At 45.2% G+C, this 14,069-nt stretch carries 13 protein-coding genes; 3 read left to right on the top strand and 10 right to left on the bottom strand.

All coding sequences use genetic code 11. From position 1 onward, the window contains the following. Nucleotides 1-61 precede the first annotated feature (61 nt). The 5 genes from ACWPAB_RS10415 to ACWPAB_RS10395 are packed head-to-tail and all read right to left on the bottom strand — an operon-like array spanning nucleotide 62 to nucleotide 3,471. On the bottom strand, nucleotides 62-790 hold the full coding sequence (locus ACWPAB_RS10415; protein ID WP_003567897.1) for a class II aldolase/adducin family protein: 729 nt from the start codon (nucleotides 788-790) through the stop codon (nucleotides 62-64). After that, complete coding sequence (locus ACWPAB_RS10410; RefSeq protein WP_003567899.1) at nucleotides 787-1,023, bottom strand: hypothetical protein; 237 nt, start codon at nucleotides 1,021-1,023, stop codon at nucleotides 787-789. Before ACWPAB_RS10410 ends, ACWPAB_RS10415 begins: the two co-directional genes overlap by 4 nt. Further along, nucleotides 1,016-2,608, bottom strand: coding sequence for a PTS galactitol transporter subunit IIC (locus ACWPAB_RS10405; protein ID WP_016381814.1), 1,593 nt, complete (start codon nucleotides 2,606-2,608; stop codon nucleotides 1,016-1,018). Before ACWPAB_RS10405 ends, ACWPAB_RS10410 begins: the two co-directional genes overlap by 8 nt. A 31-nt stretch (nucleotides 2,609-2,639) precedes the next feature. Continuing rightward, the gene (locus ACWPAB_RS10400) at nucleotides 2,640-2,960 is read right to left on the bottom strand and encodes a PTS sugar transporter subunit IIB (protein ID WP_016380308.1); all 321 of its coding nucleotides are present in this window, start codon (nucleotides 2,958-2,960) and stop codon (nucleotides 2,640-2,642) included. Between the two features lie 31 nt (nucleotides 2,961-2,991). Then, a complete protein-coding gene (locus tag ACWPAB_RS10395; protein WP_003585758.1) occupies nucleotides 2,992-3,471 on the bottom strand; it encodes a PTS sugar transporter subunit IIA in 480 nt (159 codons plus the stop codon). Nucleotides 3,472-3,676: 205 nt separating this feature from the next. Here ACWPAB_RS10395 and ACWPAB_RS10390 point away from each other — a divergent pair, with 205 nt between their 5' ends. After that, nucleotides 3,677-4,474: a DeoR/GlpR family DNA-binding transcription regulator gene (locus ACWPAB_RS10390; protein WP_003596477.1), complete on the top strand. Its 798-nt coding sequence runs from the start codon at nucleotides 3,677-3,679 to the stop codon at nucleotides 4,472-4,474. A 255-nt stretch (nucleotides 4,475-4,729) separates the two neighbouring features. Here ACWPAB_RS10390 and ACWPAB_RS10385 read toward each other — a convergent pair whose 3' ends face one another. Continuing rightward, the gene (locus ACWPAB_RS10385; protein WP_003585760.1) at nucleotides 4,730-5,578 is read right to left on the bottom strand and encodes a class I SAM-dependent methyltransferase; all 849 of its coding nucleotides are present in this window, start codon (nucleotides 5,576-5,578) and stop codon (nucleotides 4,730-4,732) included. A 505-nt stretch (nucleotides 5,579-6,083) separates the two neighbouring features. On the opposite strand from ACWPAB_RS10385, the gene ACWPAB_RS10380 reads away from it, so the two are divergent. Continuing rightward, nucleotides 6,084-7,766 (top strand): glycoside hydrolase family 13 protein, encoded by a 1,683-nt coding sequence (locus ACWPAB_RS10380; protein ID WP_016380309.1) that lies wholly within the window; start codon nucleotides 6,084-6,086, stop codon nucleotides 7,764-7,766. A 460-nt stretch (nucleotides 7,767-8,226) separates the two neighbouring features. Then, the gene (locus ACWPAB_RS10375) at nucleotides 8,227-8,976 is read left to right on the top strand and encodes a hypothetical protein (protein WP_003585766.1); all 750 of its coding nucleotides are present in this window, start codon (nucleotides 8,227-8,229) and stop codon (nucleotides 8,974-8,976) included. A 613-nt stretch (nucleotides 8,977-9,589) separates the two neighbouring features. Here ACWPAB_RS10375 and ACWPAB_RS10370 read toward each other — a convergent pair. From ACWPAB_RS10370 to ACWPAB_RS10355, 4 genes are all read right to left on the bottom strand, one after another. Next, the gene (locus tag ACWPAB_RS10370; RefSeq protein ID WP_003585768.1) at nucleotides 9,590-10,234 is read right to left on the bottom strand and encodes a DNA alkylation repair protein; all 645 of its coding nucleotides are present in this window, start codon (nucleotides 10,232-10,234) and stop codon (nucleotides 9,590-9,592) included. Between the two features lie 68 nt (nucleotides 10,235-10,302). Then, nucleotides 10,303-10,992 (bottom strand): ribose-5-phosphate isomerase RpiA, encoded by a 690-nt coding sequence (gene rpiA, locus ACWPAB_RS10365; protein ID WP_003585770.1) that lies wholly within the window; start codon nucleotides 10,990-10,992, stop codon nucleotides 10,303-10,305. Nucleotides 10,993-11,149: 157 nt separating this feature from the next. Next, entirely contained in the window at nucleotides 11,150-13,114 is a 1,965-nt protein-coding gene (locus ACWPAB_RS10360) for a hypothetical protein (protein ID WP_003585772.1), read from the bottom strand. Nucleotides 13,115-13,125: 11 nt separating this feature from the next. Continuing rightward, complete coding sequence (locus tag ACWPAB_RS10355; RefSeq protein WP_003585774.1) at nucleotides 13,126-14,067, bottom strand: glycosyltransferase family 2 protein; 942 nt, start codon at nucleotides 14,065-14,067, stop codon at nucleotides 13,126-13,128. Between the last annotated feature and the right edge of the window lie 2 nt (nucleotides 14,068-14,069).

The following is a 14,069-nucleotide window of genomic DNA, read 5'->3' as shown; positions in this document are numbered from 1 at the left end:
CAGTTTTAACTTGTTCTAATCTTGTCTTGCTACATTGTTTAAATTCAGTTTTTAACCACCGCTAGGCTTTCAAAGGTTCCTTCAACATGCCATCAGTTGTTTTACCGCAGGACTGATAGCTTTCTAACAATCCCAGTTTCATGAAGACCGTCTGTTGATAAGCAATCTTCGCATTCCATTCAACGGTTTCCAGAATTTCTGTGGCATGATGCAAGTCTTCGGAAGTGATCAAAACACCATGGCTGTTTAAGAGGAAGATGTGCTCTTTTGCCGCATCTCCGACTTCCTTCAGGCCATTGTAGACCGTGTCTGCAAGTTCCTTGGAGCAGGCTGGTGCGTATGGCAGTACCCGAATCGGACCAACTTCTTCAGTAACTTCGGTGACATTTGGCATATCCAATCCGGCTGTTGCCCAGAACATGGATTCTTCAGCATGGGAATGATAGACACAACGGATCTTGTCGTTGGCCCGATAAGCTTCTTCATGCATGTTGATTTCACGGGTCAGACGACCAACGCCGTCAATCAGTTTGCCGGTTTCAAGATCAACCACCAAAATTTGGGTTGGTTGCAACTTGGCATACCAGGCTTCAGACATCATGGTTGGCGTCATAATCAGATAATCTTTGCCAGCTTTAATATGAATATCCCCGTAATCAAAATCCTTGTCAGGGGTGATCCGAACGCTAATGTTGCCACCTGCAACATTGGTATTCTTCCGCATGAACATTTCGCGGGCCACTTCGGCTAAATCTTTCCGCTCATTTTCAAAGACATATTGTTCGGTCATTTTGAAATTCCTTCCTTATTTGTCCGACGCGCCAATAACTCTTCCCGTCTTTTTTCAATCTTTTCCTTGCGTTTGCGATCATAATCGCCAAACAAAATTGGATTGACTTTGACGTAAAGGATCACGGTGGCAATTCCCATCAAGAGACATAACCATGTGTTACCACCTAGCAAAGCAATTGATATCCCAATCGTATCTAGGAAAACCAAGAATGATGCTAAGGTTTTACTCACCTTTATCACCACGTTTCTTATCATGACTGGTCTGACTGAAATCCAGCCCGCTAATGTCATTCAAATCAACATCATCAGCTGTATCATTTTGCTTATCTTTGGCAGCCTTCTTTGATTCGTTCGACGCTTTCGCATCGCTGAAGTCCAAACCGCTGAGATCGCTCAGATCAACATCGGTAGCATCACTGCTGGTTGAAGCCGGTGCTGTTGGCGCAGCTGCGGCCGTGACCGGCGCTAGTGCACCGTAACGTTGACTCGGTAATTTGATCTTGATTTGATCGCGGTACAACCAGATGAACCCGAGTGTCCAAAGCACCGCCAACGCGATTGCCCACCACTGACCATTGAAAGCTTGCGCGAAGAACAAGCGGAAGTCCGGCCCTTCAAATGTGGACCATGAAAGCTGCTGACCAGCCTGAACTTTAACAGTGCCGGTTGATTTGGCCAGATTCGTGATAACTGGCGCAAAGTACGTGGCACCATATAAGAAGATCGGCGTAGTAATGATGCCCAATGTGATCATCCGCAACAGGTTTGCCCCAGTCAGTAACAACGCAGCGTTAACAAAGGACAAGTTGATGATGCCAGCGAATGGCAAGACGGTGTTGTGCGGCAAGATCATGGCGAAGACCAACATGATCGGCACCAGAATGATCACCGTAACCCACAATTCGTTACGTCCGGCAAGGATTGGCCAATCAAGGCCGATATAAACCTCACGACCTTTAAAGTGTTTCTGCATGAAGCCGCTCATCGCATCAGCAATTGGTGATAAGGCGGTCATGAAAAGTTTGGAGATCATTGGGAATAAAGTCATCGCAGTTGCCGCTTTAATCGCTAAGTTCAAGGAGCCAGAAACGGAATACCCGGCACCAAAGCCTAAAAGCACCCCAATCAAGGCACCCATGACAGTATTGTCACCCCAGACACCAATTCGCTTTTGCAACGCATCAGCGTCAAACGGCTTGTTCATAATCGGAATAAAGTCAAGCAACTTATTAAGCGGTTGCAAGATGACCGCGAATAAGGTGATAAAATGCGGTACCGTGACACCTGGCATGCCTGTCAAATCCTCAATATGCCGTTGCCACATATCACCTGCTTTCAGTTCGAAAACAATTTGAATCCCGGCAACTAAGAATCCGAAGAAGGCATTGTGCGTAAAGTACAAAACAACGACGTAAGTGAAAATCTTGTTCCAAACGTTCCACATATCAACGTTCAGGGTTTTGGTCCAGTTGAACGTCAACATCACGAAGTTAATAGCTAATAATAACGGGAAAAATAGGAACGCGGACTTGTACGACCAAGTGATGGCAGCAACCCCGGTCCAGCCGGCATCAATCGCATTCAGGCTCAAATGGAAGAGCTTGGACATGGATTTTGCCGCTGGTGAAATAGCCTCCATCATGTAGTTAACGACCAAGGTCATGCCGGAGAAAGCAACCTCCAAGGTCAAAGCGGCCACAATTGATTTTTTGAATTTCAACCCGGCAACCAGACCCAGAATTAACATGATCAATGGCACGAAGACCGGTCCACCTAAATTCAGGATATAATTAACGACGTCTTTTAAGATTGTCACGATTTTCCACCTCCTCTAGTAGGATGGGCTGTTATTTCCCAGCAGCCTGCATGTTCTTCAATGCTTGAACAATTTCTTTGTAGGATTTTTCAGGATTCATGTTCATGAAAATCGGCATCCCATTCACAACAGCGATGTTATTATCCTTGGCCAGTTCCTCCAACTGTTGATTCGGTTTAGCGATCCAGACATACACATCATAGTTATGCAAAATTTCCGGTAACTGTTTGAAATCCGTCGCATCAACCGAAATGCCTTTAACGTTATTGGTTTCAAAAAAATCTTTGATTCGACTAGCGGTTGCTTCGCTGGAAGCTACACCGGAACCACATGCAACAACAATTTTAGCCATAATAGTTTGCTCCTTATTTTGATTGGATCAGTTATTTGTTAGCAGCTTGTGTCTTGAACGTATCGACAAAGAATTGATACATTGCTTCAGGATCAGTCGTTGCCTTGAACTTGGCGACAAACGCTTTGTCTTGCAGCAGGTCCATGAAAATCTGCAATAACCCGACCTGTTGACTAGAATCGGTAATCCCCAAGAAAAACATGGCCGTTGCATCTTCAGGCTCGTTGTACCCCATTTGCAGCACCCGAACTGGCTGGGCATTTTTGACGATAGCCATAAACGGCTCGTTCACGTTCTCAGGATCGGCATGCGGTAACATGACCGAGATCTCAGGAAAAACAACCCCAGTCGGGAACTCATCTTCGCGTTTGTTAAGGGCAGCTTCATAAGTGTCCTTAGCATACCCAGCCGCGCGAATCTTCTTGGCAACATCTCTAAACAGTGTTTTTCGATCGGCAGCGTTTTCGTTGAGAAAAATTAAATCTTTGTGAATCATTGTGCTATAGTCCATCTTTATATCACCTCATCTTTTCGAGTGGCCTTAGCATTTGGAACTTTTTGAACCTTTCCCTTGTTTCCAAAGCTAATGATAAAGCGCTTACAGCCTTTTGTCTACGCTGTTAAGTGGAAGTCATCAAGGTTGACAATGGTTCATGAAAGCGGTTAAAATTTGTTCAGATAGATTCATAATAATTCATAAACTGGAGGTGTTAACTGTGTCACAAAAACCAGCTAAGTTTGAAAGACTAAATGACATCATCAGAATTTTGCGTGAAACACCGCAAATTAGTGTGGCTGAACTCAGTCGACAAATATTCACAAGTAAGTCCACCTTGCGTCGCGATTTGATTGAGCTTGAAAACACTAACATCATTCAACGCCAATACGGGATGATTCAGCTCCTGCAAGGTAACAACATTGAATTCACCTACGAAAAGCGCCGCAACGAAAATGCGCGGCTCAAGCGGATTATCAGTCATCAAATTGCTGACAAGATTCCTAGCAACGCCGCCTTTTTCATTGACGGCAGTTCAACTTTTTTCAGCTTACCTGAACTGTTGCACAATCAAGTCGGCCTGCATGTGATTACAAACAACGTCAACATGGGGCTACAATTCAATTCACTGAACAATATCGAAACCATTATCATTGGCGGTAAAATGGCTCCACGATCGGCTTCGACCCTTGGCTCAACGACCATCGAGGAAATCCAGAGTTTCCATCCGGACTTTGCGCTGCTTTCGACCGGTTCCATCGATGCAGGCGGCATTTATGTTGCCGATCCAGAGCAAGCAGCAGTCAAAGAAGCCATGATTGCCAATGCCAAGTGTGTCATCTTCGGCATTGACTCGACTAAGTTTGATCAAAGCGACTACATTCGCATTACGAACATGAATCAGATTGATGAAATCATCACAGATAAAAAGCCAAATGCCGCCTATCAAAATCTATTTGAAAAAAATCATATTCTGCTGACCTATCCGCATGAGTATCGCCAAACATCTAAAAATTGATTTGCTCATCACCATAATTAAAATCATTTTTTCCCCAGTTCAAAGCTAAGTCACTCAAGCTGACTATTCCAAATTTCAGTTGCTTAGAAACCACGATCACGTACAAAAAAGGCGGTTCAAAGCGCTCCCAATCGCACCAGTACGCGTGATTGATGAGACCCACGCTCCGGGAAAATAAGTTAACTAAAAGACTCATTTAGTCGCAGTATTTAAAAAGAACCTGCCCGAGCAATTTTTACTCAGGTAGGTTCTTTGTCATATTTGTTTTCTAGCCACCAGCGAAAACGTCAACGGAATTTGTGGCAGATCAGCCGGCATCTGCCAACCGTCCTCTTCCCGATTGAACGTCAGCATCGGCAATGCCTGCCAATCGGTGATGCGCTGCTCCCCCAGTGCTTCAATCGTTAAACCAGCCTTCAGTAGCACACTCGTTATTTCTTGAAAATCATGTGCCCAGTTGTGGTTGCGGGTGTGTTGGATTAGCCCTTTCGATCCCGCCGTGTACGAACCATCTGAATCGTAAGAGATTTCGGCCCCGCTGAAATAATTTTGCGTGATGGTAAGCCCGTCATTATCCAGTGCGAACAAAAGCGGGTGATTGTCACGTATCATGAAAACCCCGTCTGGTGCAAGTAATGCCGCGATTGAATTAGCCCAATCTTGCAAATCTGGCAGCCAAGTAATGGTACCCGCACTAGTCACGATCACGTCAAACCCCTGAGCTTCATTAGCCAGCGCCTTTGCGGCATAACGCGCATCACTTTGGACATAAGTAATATCCGCGCCGGCTTGCTTGGCAATGTCACGGGCGTAATGTAATGAATTCGGCGAAAAATCAATGCCATGAACATGGACTGCGCCTAGGCGCCACCAGCTCAAAGTGTCGGTGCCAATGTGACTTTGCAGATGCAACAGTCGCTGCCCCTTAACCGAATTTGCTGGCAAGTGCGGCAAGAGTACTTCTAAATCTCGCTTGACTGTGCCAGTCACACCGTTTGGATTGTTAATAAAGCCAGCAATGTTACCATAACCGCCACCGGCATGGATGTTAGCGCGGTCATCCCAATTGCTGAGATTGTCTTGAATATCGTGATTTGTTGGCATAAAGTTCTCCTTTTTGAGGATGCAAATTAAAGTCCGTATGGTCCTTGTCATGCTGGGAATACCTCAGTGGCTGCGGCTTGTTAGTATTAAAAATATCTCACTTGAAGATGTGATGCAAAATATCAACCATGTGTGGGCTATTTTTTAGCTGCTTGTCGCTTTAATGCCACCCTATCAGCAAAAAACCAACTAATTTTGAAGATTACGAACCAAGTCCATTTAAATATCGCGTACCACGTAATCGTGAATTCACGCTACCGACTGACGCACAATAACTTGAAATTAATAATTGTTTATGATTACATTTTTACGTCATTTTCACTTGGGTAATGGTTATGAACCTTTATACTGAAATTGACGTCAAAAACGAGCGCGCGTGAACTGGTGCAGTTAGAAACCGGCGTATAAGCAGACTTGGGCGTGATGGCTGCTTCTTCATCATTGCGACCAAAGGCCCTTACGTGATGGTTTCTGCGCCAGTGAACGCATTTAAGGAGGCATTCATATGCATAAAAGCTGGTGGCAAGAAGCTGTTGTTTATCAAGTGTACCCACGCAGTTTTCAAGACAGTAACAATGATGGCATTGGTGATCTAACCGGGGTTGTCGAGCACCTAGATTACATCAAACAGCTTGGTGTTGATGTTATTTGGCTCAACCCAATTTATAAATCACCTAATGCCGATAACGGCTATGACATTGCTGATTACGAAAAAATTATGGCAGAGTTTGGCACGATGGCGGACTTCAAGCATTTGCTAAACGAAGCACATGCACGTGGCTTGAAAGTCATGATGGATTTAGTAGTTAATCATACTTCTGATGAGCATCCGTGGTTTCAGGCTGCCAAGCAAAGTCGCACCGATCCTCACCATAACTGGTATATTTGGCGCGATCCGGTTGACGGTCATGAACCGACCAACTGGCGGGCTGATTTCGGTGGCTCTGCGTGGACCTATGTGCCAGAAGTCGGCCAATACTACCTGCATCTTTTTGCGACCAAGCAACCAGATCTCAATTGGACGAATCCTGCAGTACGGAAAGCCGTGTTCGACATGATGACATGGTGGTGCGAGCAAGGTATCGATGGTTTCCGAATGGACGTGATCAACCTGATCTCGAAACCCGAGCAATTCACTGATGATCCTTACATCGTTGAACATCCTAATGGCAGTTCATTGGGATTCATTGCAAATGGCCCGCATGTTCATGAATACCTCCGGGAAATGAATCAAACGGTGTTGTCAAAATACGATCTCATCACGGTTGGTGAGGCCCCCGGTGTCACACCTGTTTTGGCAGAGAAATATACCGGCTTTGATCGGCGCGAACTAGAGATGGTTTTCCAGTTTAAGCATATGGGGCTGGACGATGATCCACAGTTTGGAAAATGGTCCTTGCATCGGCCAAAGTTGACCGATCTTAAGCGCGTGCTTTCCGAATGGCAAACCGACCTGCACGGAAAAGCTTGGAATAGTTTGTATTGGGACAATCATGACCAACCACGAGCCGTCTCGCGTTTTGGTGATGATCGTCCAGCCTTCCGAGTTCGCTCAGCGAAAATGCTCGCCGCAACCTTGCACATGATGGAAGGGACGCCCTACATCTACCAAGGCGAAGAGCTGGGGATGACCAATATCGATTTTCCCTCCATTCACGATTATCGTGACCTTGATACTTTAAATGCCTGGCACGAGCTCGTTGATCAACAGCATGCACTGACCTCTGAAGACTTGCTGAAACGAATCCATCGGCGCTCGCGTGACAACGCCCGCACACCAATGCAATGGGATGCCACGCAACATGCGGGTTTCACAAAAAGTACCCCTTGGATCAAGGTCAATCCAAACTATCAGACCATCAATGCAGCGGCTGCATTGGCAGATCCTGATTCAGTCTTTTTCTTCTATCAAAAGCTCAATCAGCTGCGCAAGCAATACCCAGCTCTCATTGTCTATGGTGATTATGAGTTATTGGATCCAGACGACCCAGATGTCTTTATGTATCGGCGTTTTACCGATGATCAAGAGTTGCTCGTTATCAACAACTTCACCGATCAGGAACAATCCCGCCCAATTAGCACGCGCTTGCCTAAAAACGCACGGCTAATGATCAGTAATTATGCTGACGATCGTGGTGACGTTTTGCGGCCTTATGAAACACGCAGCTATCTTGGCGAACGGCGTTAAAGAACCAATATTCAATATCTGTGACAAAAACTAAAGCGTCATTTTAACGCAAAAGTGTAACGATGGTTTGGATTAGAACTCACTGCACCACCTAACCTCAAGTAACAAGGCCAATCGCTTCAGGTCACCACATTAGCCTTTATGAGCAGTCAAATTTTCACCTTGTATGAATAACACAATGAACATTTCAACGTCACAATTTCATCACACCTAGCCTGTAGTATTAGCAATATAGAGATGAGCCACCCACTCATTCCTACAAACCCCAACCCAACTTTTTCATTTTTACTCCTCCAAAGTAGAAATCGCCAGTCGGCCTCCCACCGGCTGGCCAATACATAAGCAAACCCGCGTATGAATGCGCGGGTTTTTGTTTGGCTTTATTTAGCAATAGGCACAACTTCCCTAGTCAGTTTATATCATTAAGAACAGGTATTGTGAGTTTGGAGGGGTATTCGTTTTGAAGAAAAGAACATGGGTGATAACAATCACAGGTGTCGCCATTTTATTGGTGATTACATTTGGCGTCATACTCATTCAGAAAAACAATGCAGAACGCCGATTATCATTAGGGCGCTCAAGAGCATCAAGTATATCGGCATCAAAAGCGAAAGCATCAAAGTGGCAAGTCTCTGTTTCGGAAGCACAAAGCACCGCAAACTCAAAATTTTATGCAGATAAAACGTCAAAAGACGCGGTAGCTTCATCAGCCATTGTCGCATCTGAAGCAAAGAGTAAAGCAGAAGCCGTTAATCATGTTGACTTCGATAAGTTGAGCAAAATTGACCAAGCAAAAGCGGCTATCTATTACGGATTAGGCAACATGCAATATTTTAACGACAAAAGCGTCAGTAATTACCCCGGAGACGCTGTTTATTCGAGTAGCGGCGTTGATGTGGTCTTTGTAAAAGATATGTCCGCAGGCATTGGCAGTACACCTTATTTAGTAGCGCCTCATCTTTCTCAAGTAAGTGCTGCAGCACCAGTATTTTCATACGTCGAACTAGGTATGCAAGCAGATGGTCACCGACCTGAAGGATTGACATATGGAAAAGTTGATGATAATTCCTCCAGCTTTGTTATCGATCCAAGATTACATGCCATTGGTCTTTCCTTTTCAACAGTAAACGACTGGATTAATTCACATGGAGGCATGGTCGCTGTTCAAAAAATCAACATCAACCGTTTTATTGATTTTGACCAAGAGTAATGCCAATTTTGCCAGCAAACAACTAAATTGATTCTCGCAAATTCAGTATGCAAACCAAAATTTAAGGGTGATGCCAAGTGTGACTCAAAAATAAAGAGCAATAGTTTAGTTCTTTTTACTAGCTGCTCAAATCTGTTATTTTTCTGTATTTGAATAACACAAAGACCATCTTTGCGTCACAATTTCGTCACACCTAGCCTGTAGTATTAGCAACATAGAAATGAGCCACCCACTCATTCCTACAAACCCCAACCCAACTTTTTCATTTTTACTCCTCCAAAGTAGAAATCGCCAGCCGGCCTCCCACCGACTGGCCAATACATAGGCAGACCCGCATGATTTCGCGGGTTTTTGTTTGACTTTAATTAACGATGGATAAAATGCTCCCACAAGGCAATTGGCAGTCTTTTTGTCTTTCGAATTGGACCACGCCTAGTTCTTTCTGTGTTGCTTTACCATACTAAAGTGAGCCAAATCATGTGTAGCAGATGATACCAAAATGCCTCTGCAGGGCTGAGCAATCAGAAAAAGGCCATTAGATTTCTCCCAGAAGTCCAATGGTCTTTTTCGATGCCTAACGCCCGCCCTCAAGCACATTGCCGATCAGCAAGCCCTACAAATATTTACTGCCTTCCCGGATCGCCAACGGACTGAGCGCATGGACAGCTATGAATGTTCGCACCCAATCTGGGTCAAACTTACTATACTGCCGCAAAGACCACCCGATGGCCTTCTGAATAAAAAATTCATTCGTGTCCAAATCAGCCAAGATAGCTTTGCTAAGCAGCGCCGTATCCATCGTTTCTTTTTCTAGCAGTTGTAAATTAATCCCGATACGTCGTAACCAAAAATTCGGTTGATCGAAAAACAAATTAAAGACAGCCAGTTTCTGATCAGGGTGCAGCTTCACATAGTCTGCAAAAACCTTACGCCAAGCATCCACTGTATCCCACCAGCTTTTCTGCACAACAAGTTGTCGAAAAGCCTGCATATCCGAAAAGTGCCAGCGCTTGATGTGATCAAGTGCCAAATCAATTGCCACATATTGGTATTCCCGGGCATCGCGTTGATACAACGCATCAATCCAAACTCGAATCGTTGGTAAGTCCTCACCGCGACTGGCTTTAAGCAACGGTTTCGTCTGTGCCTTGCGTTCCGGTGTTTTGAGTCCTAAAAATGGAAATTGGTTCTTCATATACTTCGCCATTTGCGGCGCTTGCGTTGGATCGCCGCTTAGTTCAAAATCTAAAGACTGCATATGTTTTCTCCAACCATCTACAAAAAGTACGATGCCCTCACCAACGAGAACATCGTACTTTTTGAATGCTATCCACGATGTGCGTCCAAAATCTCTGGGCCATGTGTTGTGCCAACCACCACGGTTTTGACCAAATCTAAAAACAAGCCGTGCTCCACAATACCGACCTGCTTATTCAGCCATTCAGCCAGCAGATGCGGGTGCTCGATTTTGCCCAGATGCAAGTCAATGATATAGTTCTTGGAATCTGTCAACGCCTTGCTTCCATCTTCATTTAAGCGGTATGCCGGTTTAAGTCCTTCGTCGGCCAACCGTTGCAACAGCTTGCCGCTGCCAAAAGGGATCACTTCAAGCGGCAGTGGAAATTTGCCAAGGATATCGACCAACTTGGTTTCATCCACGATCCAGATGTTGCGGGCCGAGTTGATAGCAACGATCTTTTCGATTAAGTGCGACCGGCCGCCACCCTTGATGCCCTGAAAGTGCTTGTCGACTTCATCGGCGCCATCAATCGTCAAATCAATTTGGCCAACCTCGTCCAGTGCTTTCATTGGGATGCCCAGCGATTCTGCTTGTTTACGCGTACGAACACTGGTGGCGACACCGGTTAGATTGAGATGCTCGTCTTTGATTCGTTGCGCAATCGCTTCGACCAAATAAACCACTGTCGAACCTGTCCCCAAACCAATTGTCATACCGTCTTCAACAAACTCAGCTGCTCTTTGCGCGGCTTCCTGCTTCAACTTATTCTGGTCCATGGCCAACCATCCTTTTCGCTTAGTTGCCTTCATTATAATATGAATCGGTCGACAGATGGCGAGTTGTGTAGAAAAAGCCAAATTAATAGATCCGCAAGTTTGGCCACGCGGCATCCTGCTTGTTGGCCGCACGCCTTTACCCAAAAGGTACAAAAGATCACGTTGGTTGATACAAACTCGTATAAACAAACGATGCCGTCGCGTTCTTGACGCCATTGACGACCAATGGATACTCGGCCAACTGATATCTCTGGGTGTTCACAACATCGACTTGCTGGCCAATGCCGGAAGTGTTTTTAGCCGTAATTCGATAATGGCCAGCAGCAATATTGGTTTCGAGTTTATAAACAGCAGCGGCTGGTTTCAGCTTGTACACTTTGCCAGTACTTAGACTTGTCAACGTTACCTTCATGCCAGCGGCTTGGTGAATTTGAACTGATAGGTAATTTGATGCACCGTTCAAGCTGATTTCTTCGGACATCACTGTATTTGGTGCAATTAGTTGCGGCTTTGCATGATATTGCGTGGAGAGTTGGGAACGTTGCGCCGCCACAACGATCGTATTCGGATAGTCCTTCGCTAACAACCCCGAAAACGTGCTCAGCCCAAGAATAGCGGCCAAGGCAAATCCAACTGCCAACCGATTGCGCGTCCGTTTAGGAATGACAACACGTTTGCGCGCCGTATTAGGCAAAGCACCTAGGGCAAAAAGAACAAGCGGCACGATCGCCTGGCCGTATCTTTCTTCAGTTTCCCATAACAAGGTATGGAAGGCGAGATATCCAAGTGCGGTGACAATCGCCAACAGTCCTATCAAGGCAGTTTCATCACGTAAATCTGGCCGCCATGCCAGCAACCGAATGATTAACGTCAACCAAAGCACAATCGTGACAACTTGATAACTCACAGCCGTAACTGCTCTCAGAAATTGTGAATGCTGATCGTACCAAGTCGGCGCCGATTGAAATCCGCCATTGTACCAGTCTTGGATGGATCTGACATTAAGGAGAATCCCTATTTTGACAAGCCAAAGCTTCATTAATCCAAAGACGCCGAGCTTCTTAACTCGAGTTTGAATCGTTTGAATGTCGTATTGCTCAACTGCCTGTTTATCTTTTAAGGTAATCGCTTTTTCAATATCCTTGGTGCTATACATCCCGTCAGAGTTTGTATTCACGCCCATTAGCATCCAAGACGTAACCGGCAGTTCATACGCAGCATTTGGATGGAAATTAGCCGCAGTATGAATCACCTGTGTCGTTGGCACGCTCAGGCCGAAACCAGCAACAATCAAAAGAAAAGGCACAGTCAACTTAGTAGTTCTTAGAAGTTTTCGATGCCACAGGATCACAACGATGATGAAAAGTGCTGGCAAGAGAACAATCAAGTTTGGTTTTAGCAATTGACCGACTAAGACAAGCATCGTCAAGCCGATGCCGGTACAAATTCGTTGCAGGTTACTCTTGATTCGCCATCGCCATAAGATCCGAAAAATCATGAGTAAAATGAGCATAGAAGGCAGATCGGAATAAAAGACCTGTAAATAGTAAGTGTACGCGAAGGGACTTAAGACTAGGAATGTAAAGCCGCCTAACACGATGCTATTGCGCTCGCTCAATTGTTTCAAAGTTACTAAGGTCATGATGATAAATGTATCTAACAAAGTGATGGTCAGTATATGACTCGCAACGTTCGTTGACATCCCCACCAAGCTCGTTAACCTGAACCAAAGCGAGAGCAAGTAGGTCAGCGAAACATTGTTGGGATAACGCCAGAAGTAAGTCGTGTTCCAAATGTTGTGGCCTGCCGCCATTTGATCAGCCTGTGACAAAATTCGGTACGGATCATGGTAAATCGTGTCTGGCAGAAAGATCAGAATCAAAACTTGCCCCACGAGCATCAGGGTTAAACCAATTCCGATCATTATCCTCATTTGCCTAGCAGTCAATCGATTAACCAACGGACCTAAGTTGTGTGCAGCTGCGAAAGTAACGACACTGATGAGCAGAACAACGACACCCCACAAAACAGCACCAGATTTCATTAAATTGCCGCAAATGCCGATAATCAGACAAATTGCTAGGAAAACTGCCATCCATGAATGTTTAGCCATTTTTGTCATTTTTATCACTTCTAATCTAAGCGGGTTTGAATCGTATACCGTGGTCGTCCTTTGACTTCAGTCATCATTTTACCAATATACTCGCCGATGACGCCCAGACTCATCATCTGCAAACCGCCTAGAAACCACAAGGAAACCATCAATGATGACCACCCATGAACGGTCAATCCAAGGACTTTCACGATGATTGAGTAAACTGACATGCCAAAAGCCAGCATCACAGCAAGTGTCCCAAGCAGAAGAATTAACCGCACTGGCGCAATGGTGAGTGAGGTAATGCCGTCCCAAGCGAAAGCAAGCATTTTTTTAAGCGGATACTTCGACTCCCCGGCGAGCCGCGGGGTGCGTTTATAATAGACTTTTGCTGTTTGAAAGCCAAGCCTCGGGATCAATCCGCGAATGAACATGTTTCGCTCAGGATAAGTGAGTAACGTCTGCACCGCTCGTTTGGACATTAGACGAAAGTCAGCATGATTGGGTACCATCTGAACACCTAGTAGTCTGAGCAGTTTGTAATAGCCTTGTGCTGTCGTACGTTTAAACCAGCTATCAGTTTCACGATGGGTGCGCACACCATAGACAATATCTGCACCGGCACTGTATGCCTGAACCATCTCCATGATCTTCTCAGGATCATCTTGCAAGTCAGCATCAATGGTAATGGTCATGTTTGTGGTCTTAATCGCTTCCGTCAACCCAGCGATGAGTGCAGCTTGATGCCCAAAATTGCGTGAAAAACGTAATCCGCGGATTTTTGAGTGCTGCTTATGGAAACTTTCAATGATTGACCAAGTGTTGTCCGATGATCCGTCATCCACAATCAGTATATCTGAATCTTCGGAAAGGAAATTTTGGGTAACCACCTCTCGTTCAATTGACCATAATCTCGGCACAGTGTCTTTTAGCACTTCTTGTTCATTATAGGATGGTATCACAATTGTTAACTTTTGCATGC

This window comes from Lacticaseibacillus sp. 30 (assembly GCF_053819265.1).
Note: the sequence above shows the minus strand (reverse complement) of the source record. Positions and strands in the feature narration are given on the sequence as shown.

Coding starts and splice junctions, on each gene's coding strand:
- ACWPAB_RS10400 (WP_016380308.1), bottom strand. CDS start 2,960: ATGGCTAAAATTGTTGTTGCATGTGGTTCCGGTGTAGCTTCCAGCGAA.
- ACWPAB_RS10385 (WP_003585760.1), bottom strand. CDS start 5,578: ATGCCAACAAATCACGATATTCAAGACAATCTCAGCAATTGGGATGAC.
- ACWPAB_RS10370 (WP_003585768.1), bottom strand. CDS start 10,234: ATGCAGTCTTTAGATTTTGAACTAAGCGGCGATCCAACGCAAGCGCCG.
- ACWPAB_RS10415 (WP_003567897.1), bottom strand. CDS start 790: ATGACCGAACAATATGTCTTTGAAAATGAGCGGAAAGATTTAGCCGAA.
- ACWPAB_RS10395 (WP_003585758.1), bottom strand. CDS start 3,471: ATGGACTATAGCACAATGATTCACAAAGATTTAATTTTTCTCAACGAA.
- ACWPAB_RS10360 (WP_003585772.1), bottom strand. CDS start 13,114: ATGACAAAAATGGCTAAACATTCATGGATGGCAGTTTTCCTAGCAATT.
- ACWPAB_RS10355 (WP_003585774.1), bottom strand. CDS start 14,067: ATGCAAAAGTTAACAATTGTGATACCATCCTATAATGAACAAGAAGTG.
- ACWPAB_RS10380 (WP_016380309.1), top strand. CDS start 6,084: ATGCATAAAAGCTGGTGGCAAGAAGCTGTTGTTTATCAAGTGTACCCA.
- rpiA (WP_003585770.1), bottom strand. CDS start 10,992: ATGGACCAGAATAAGTTGAAGCAGGAAGCCGCGCAAAGAGCAGCTGAG.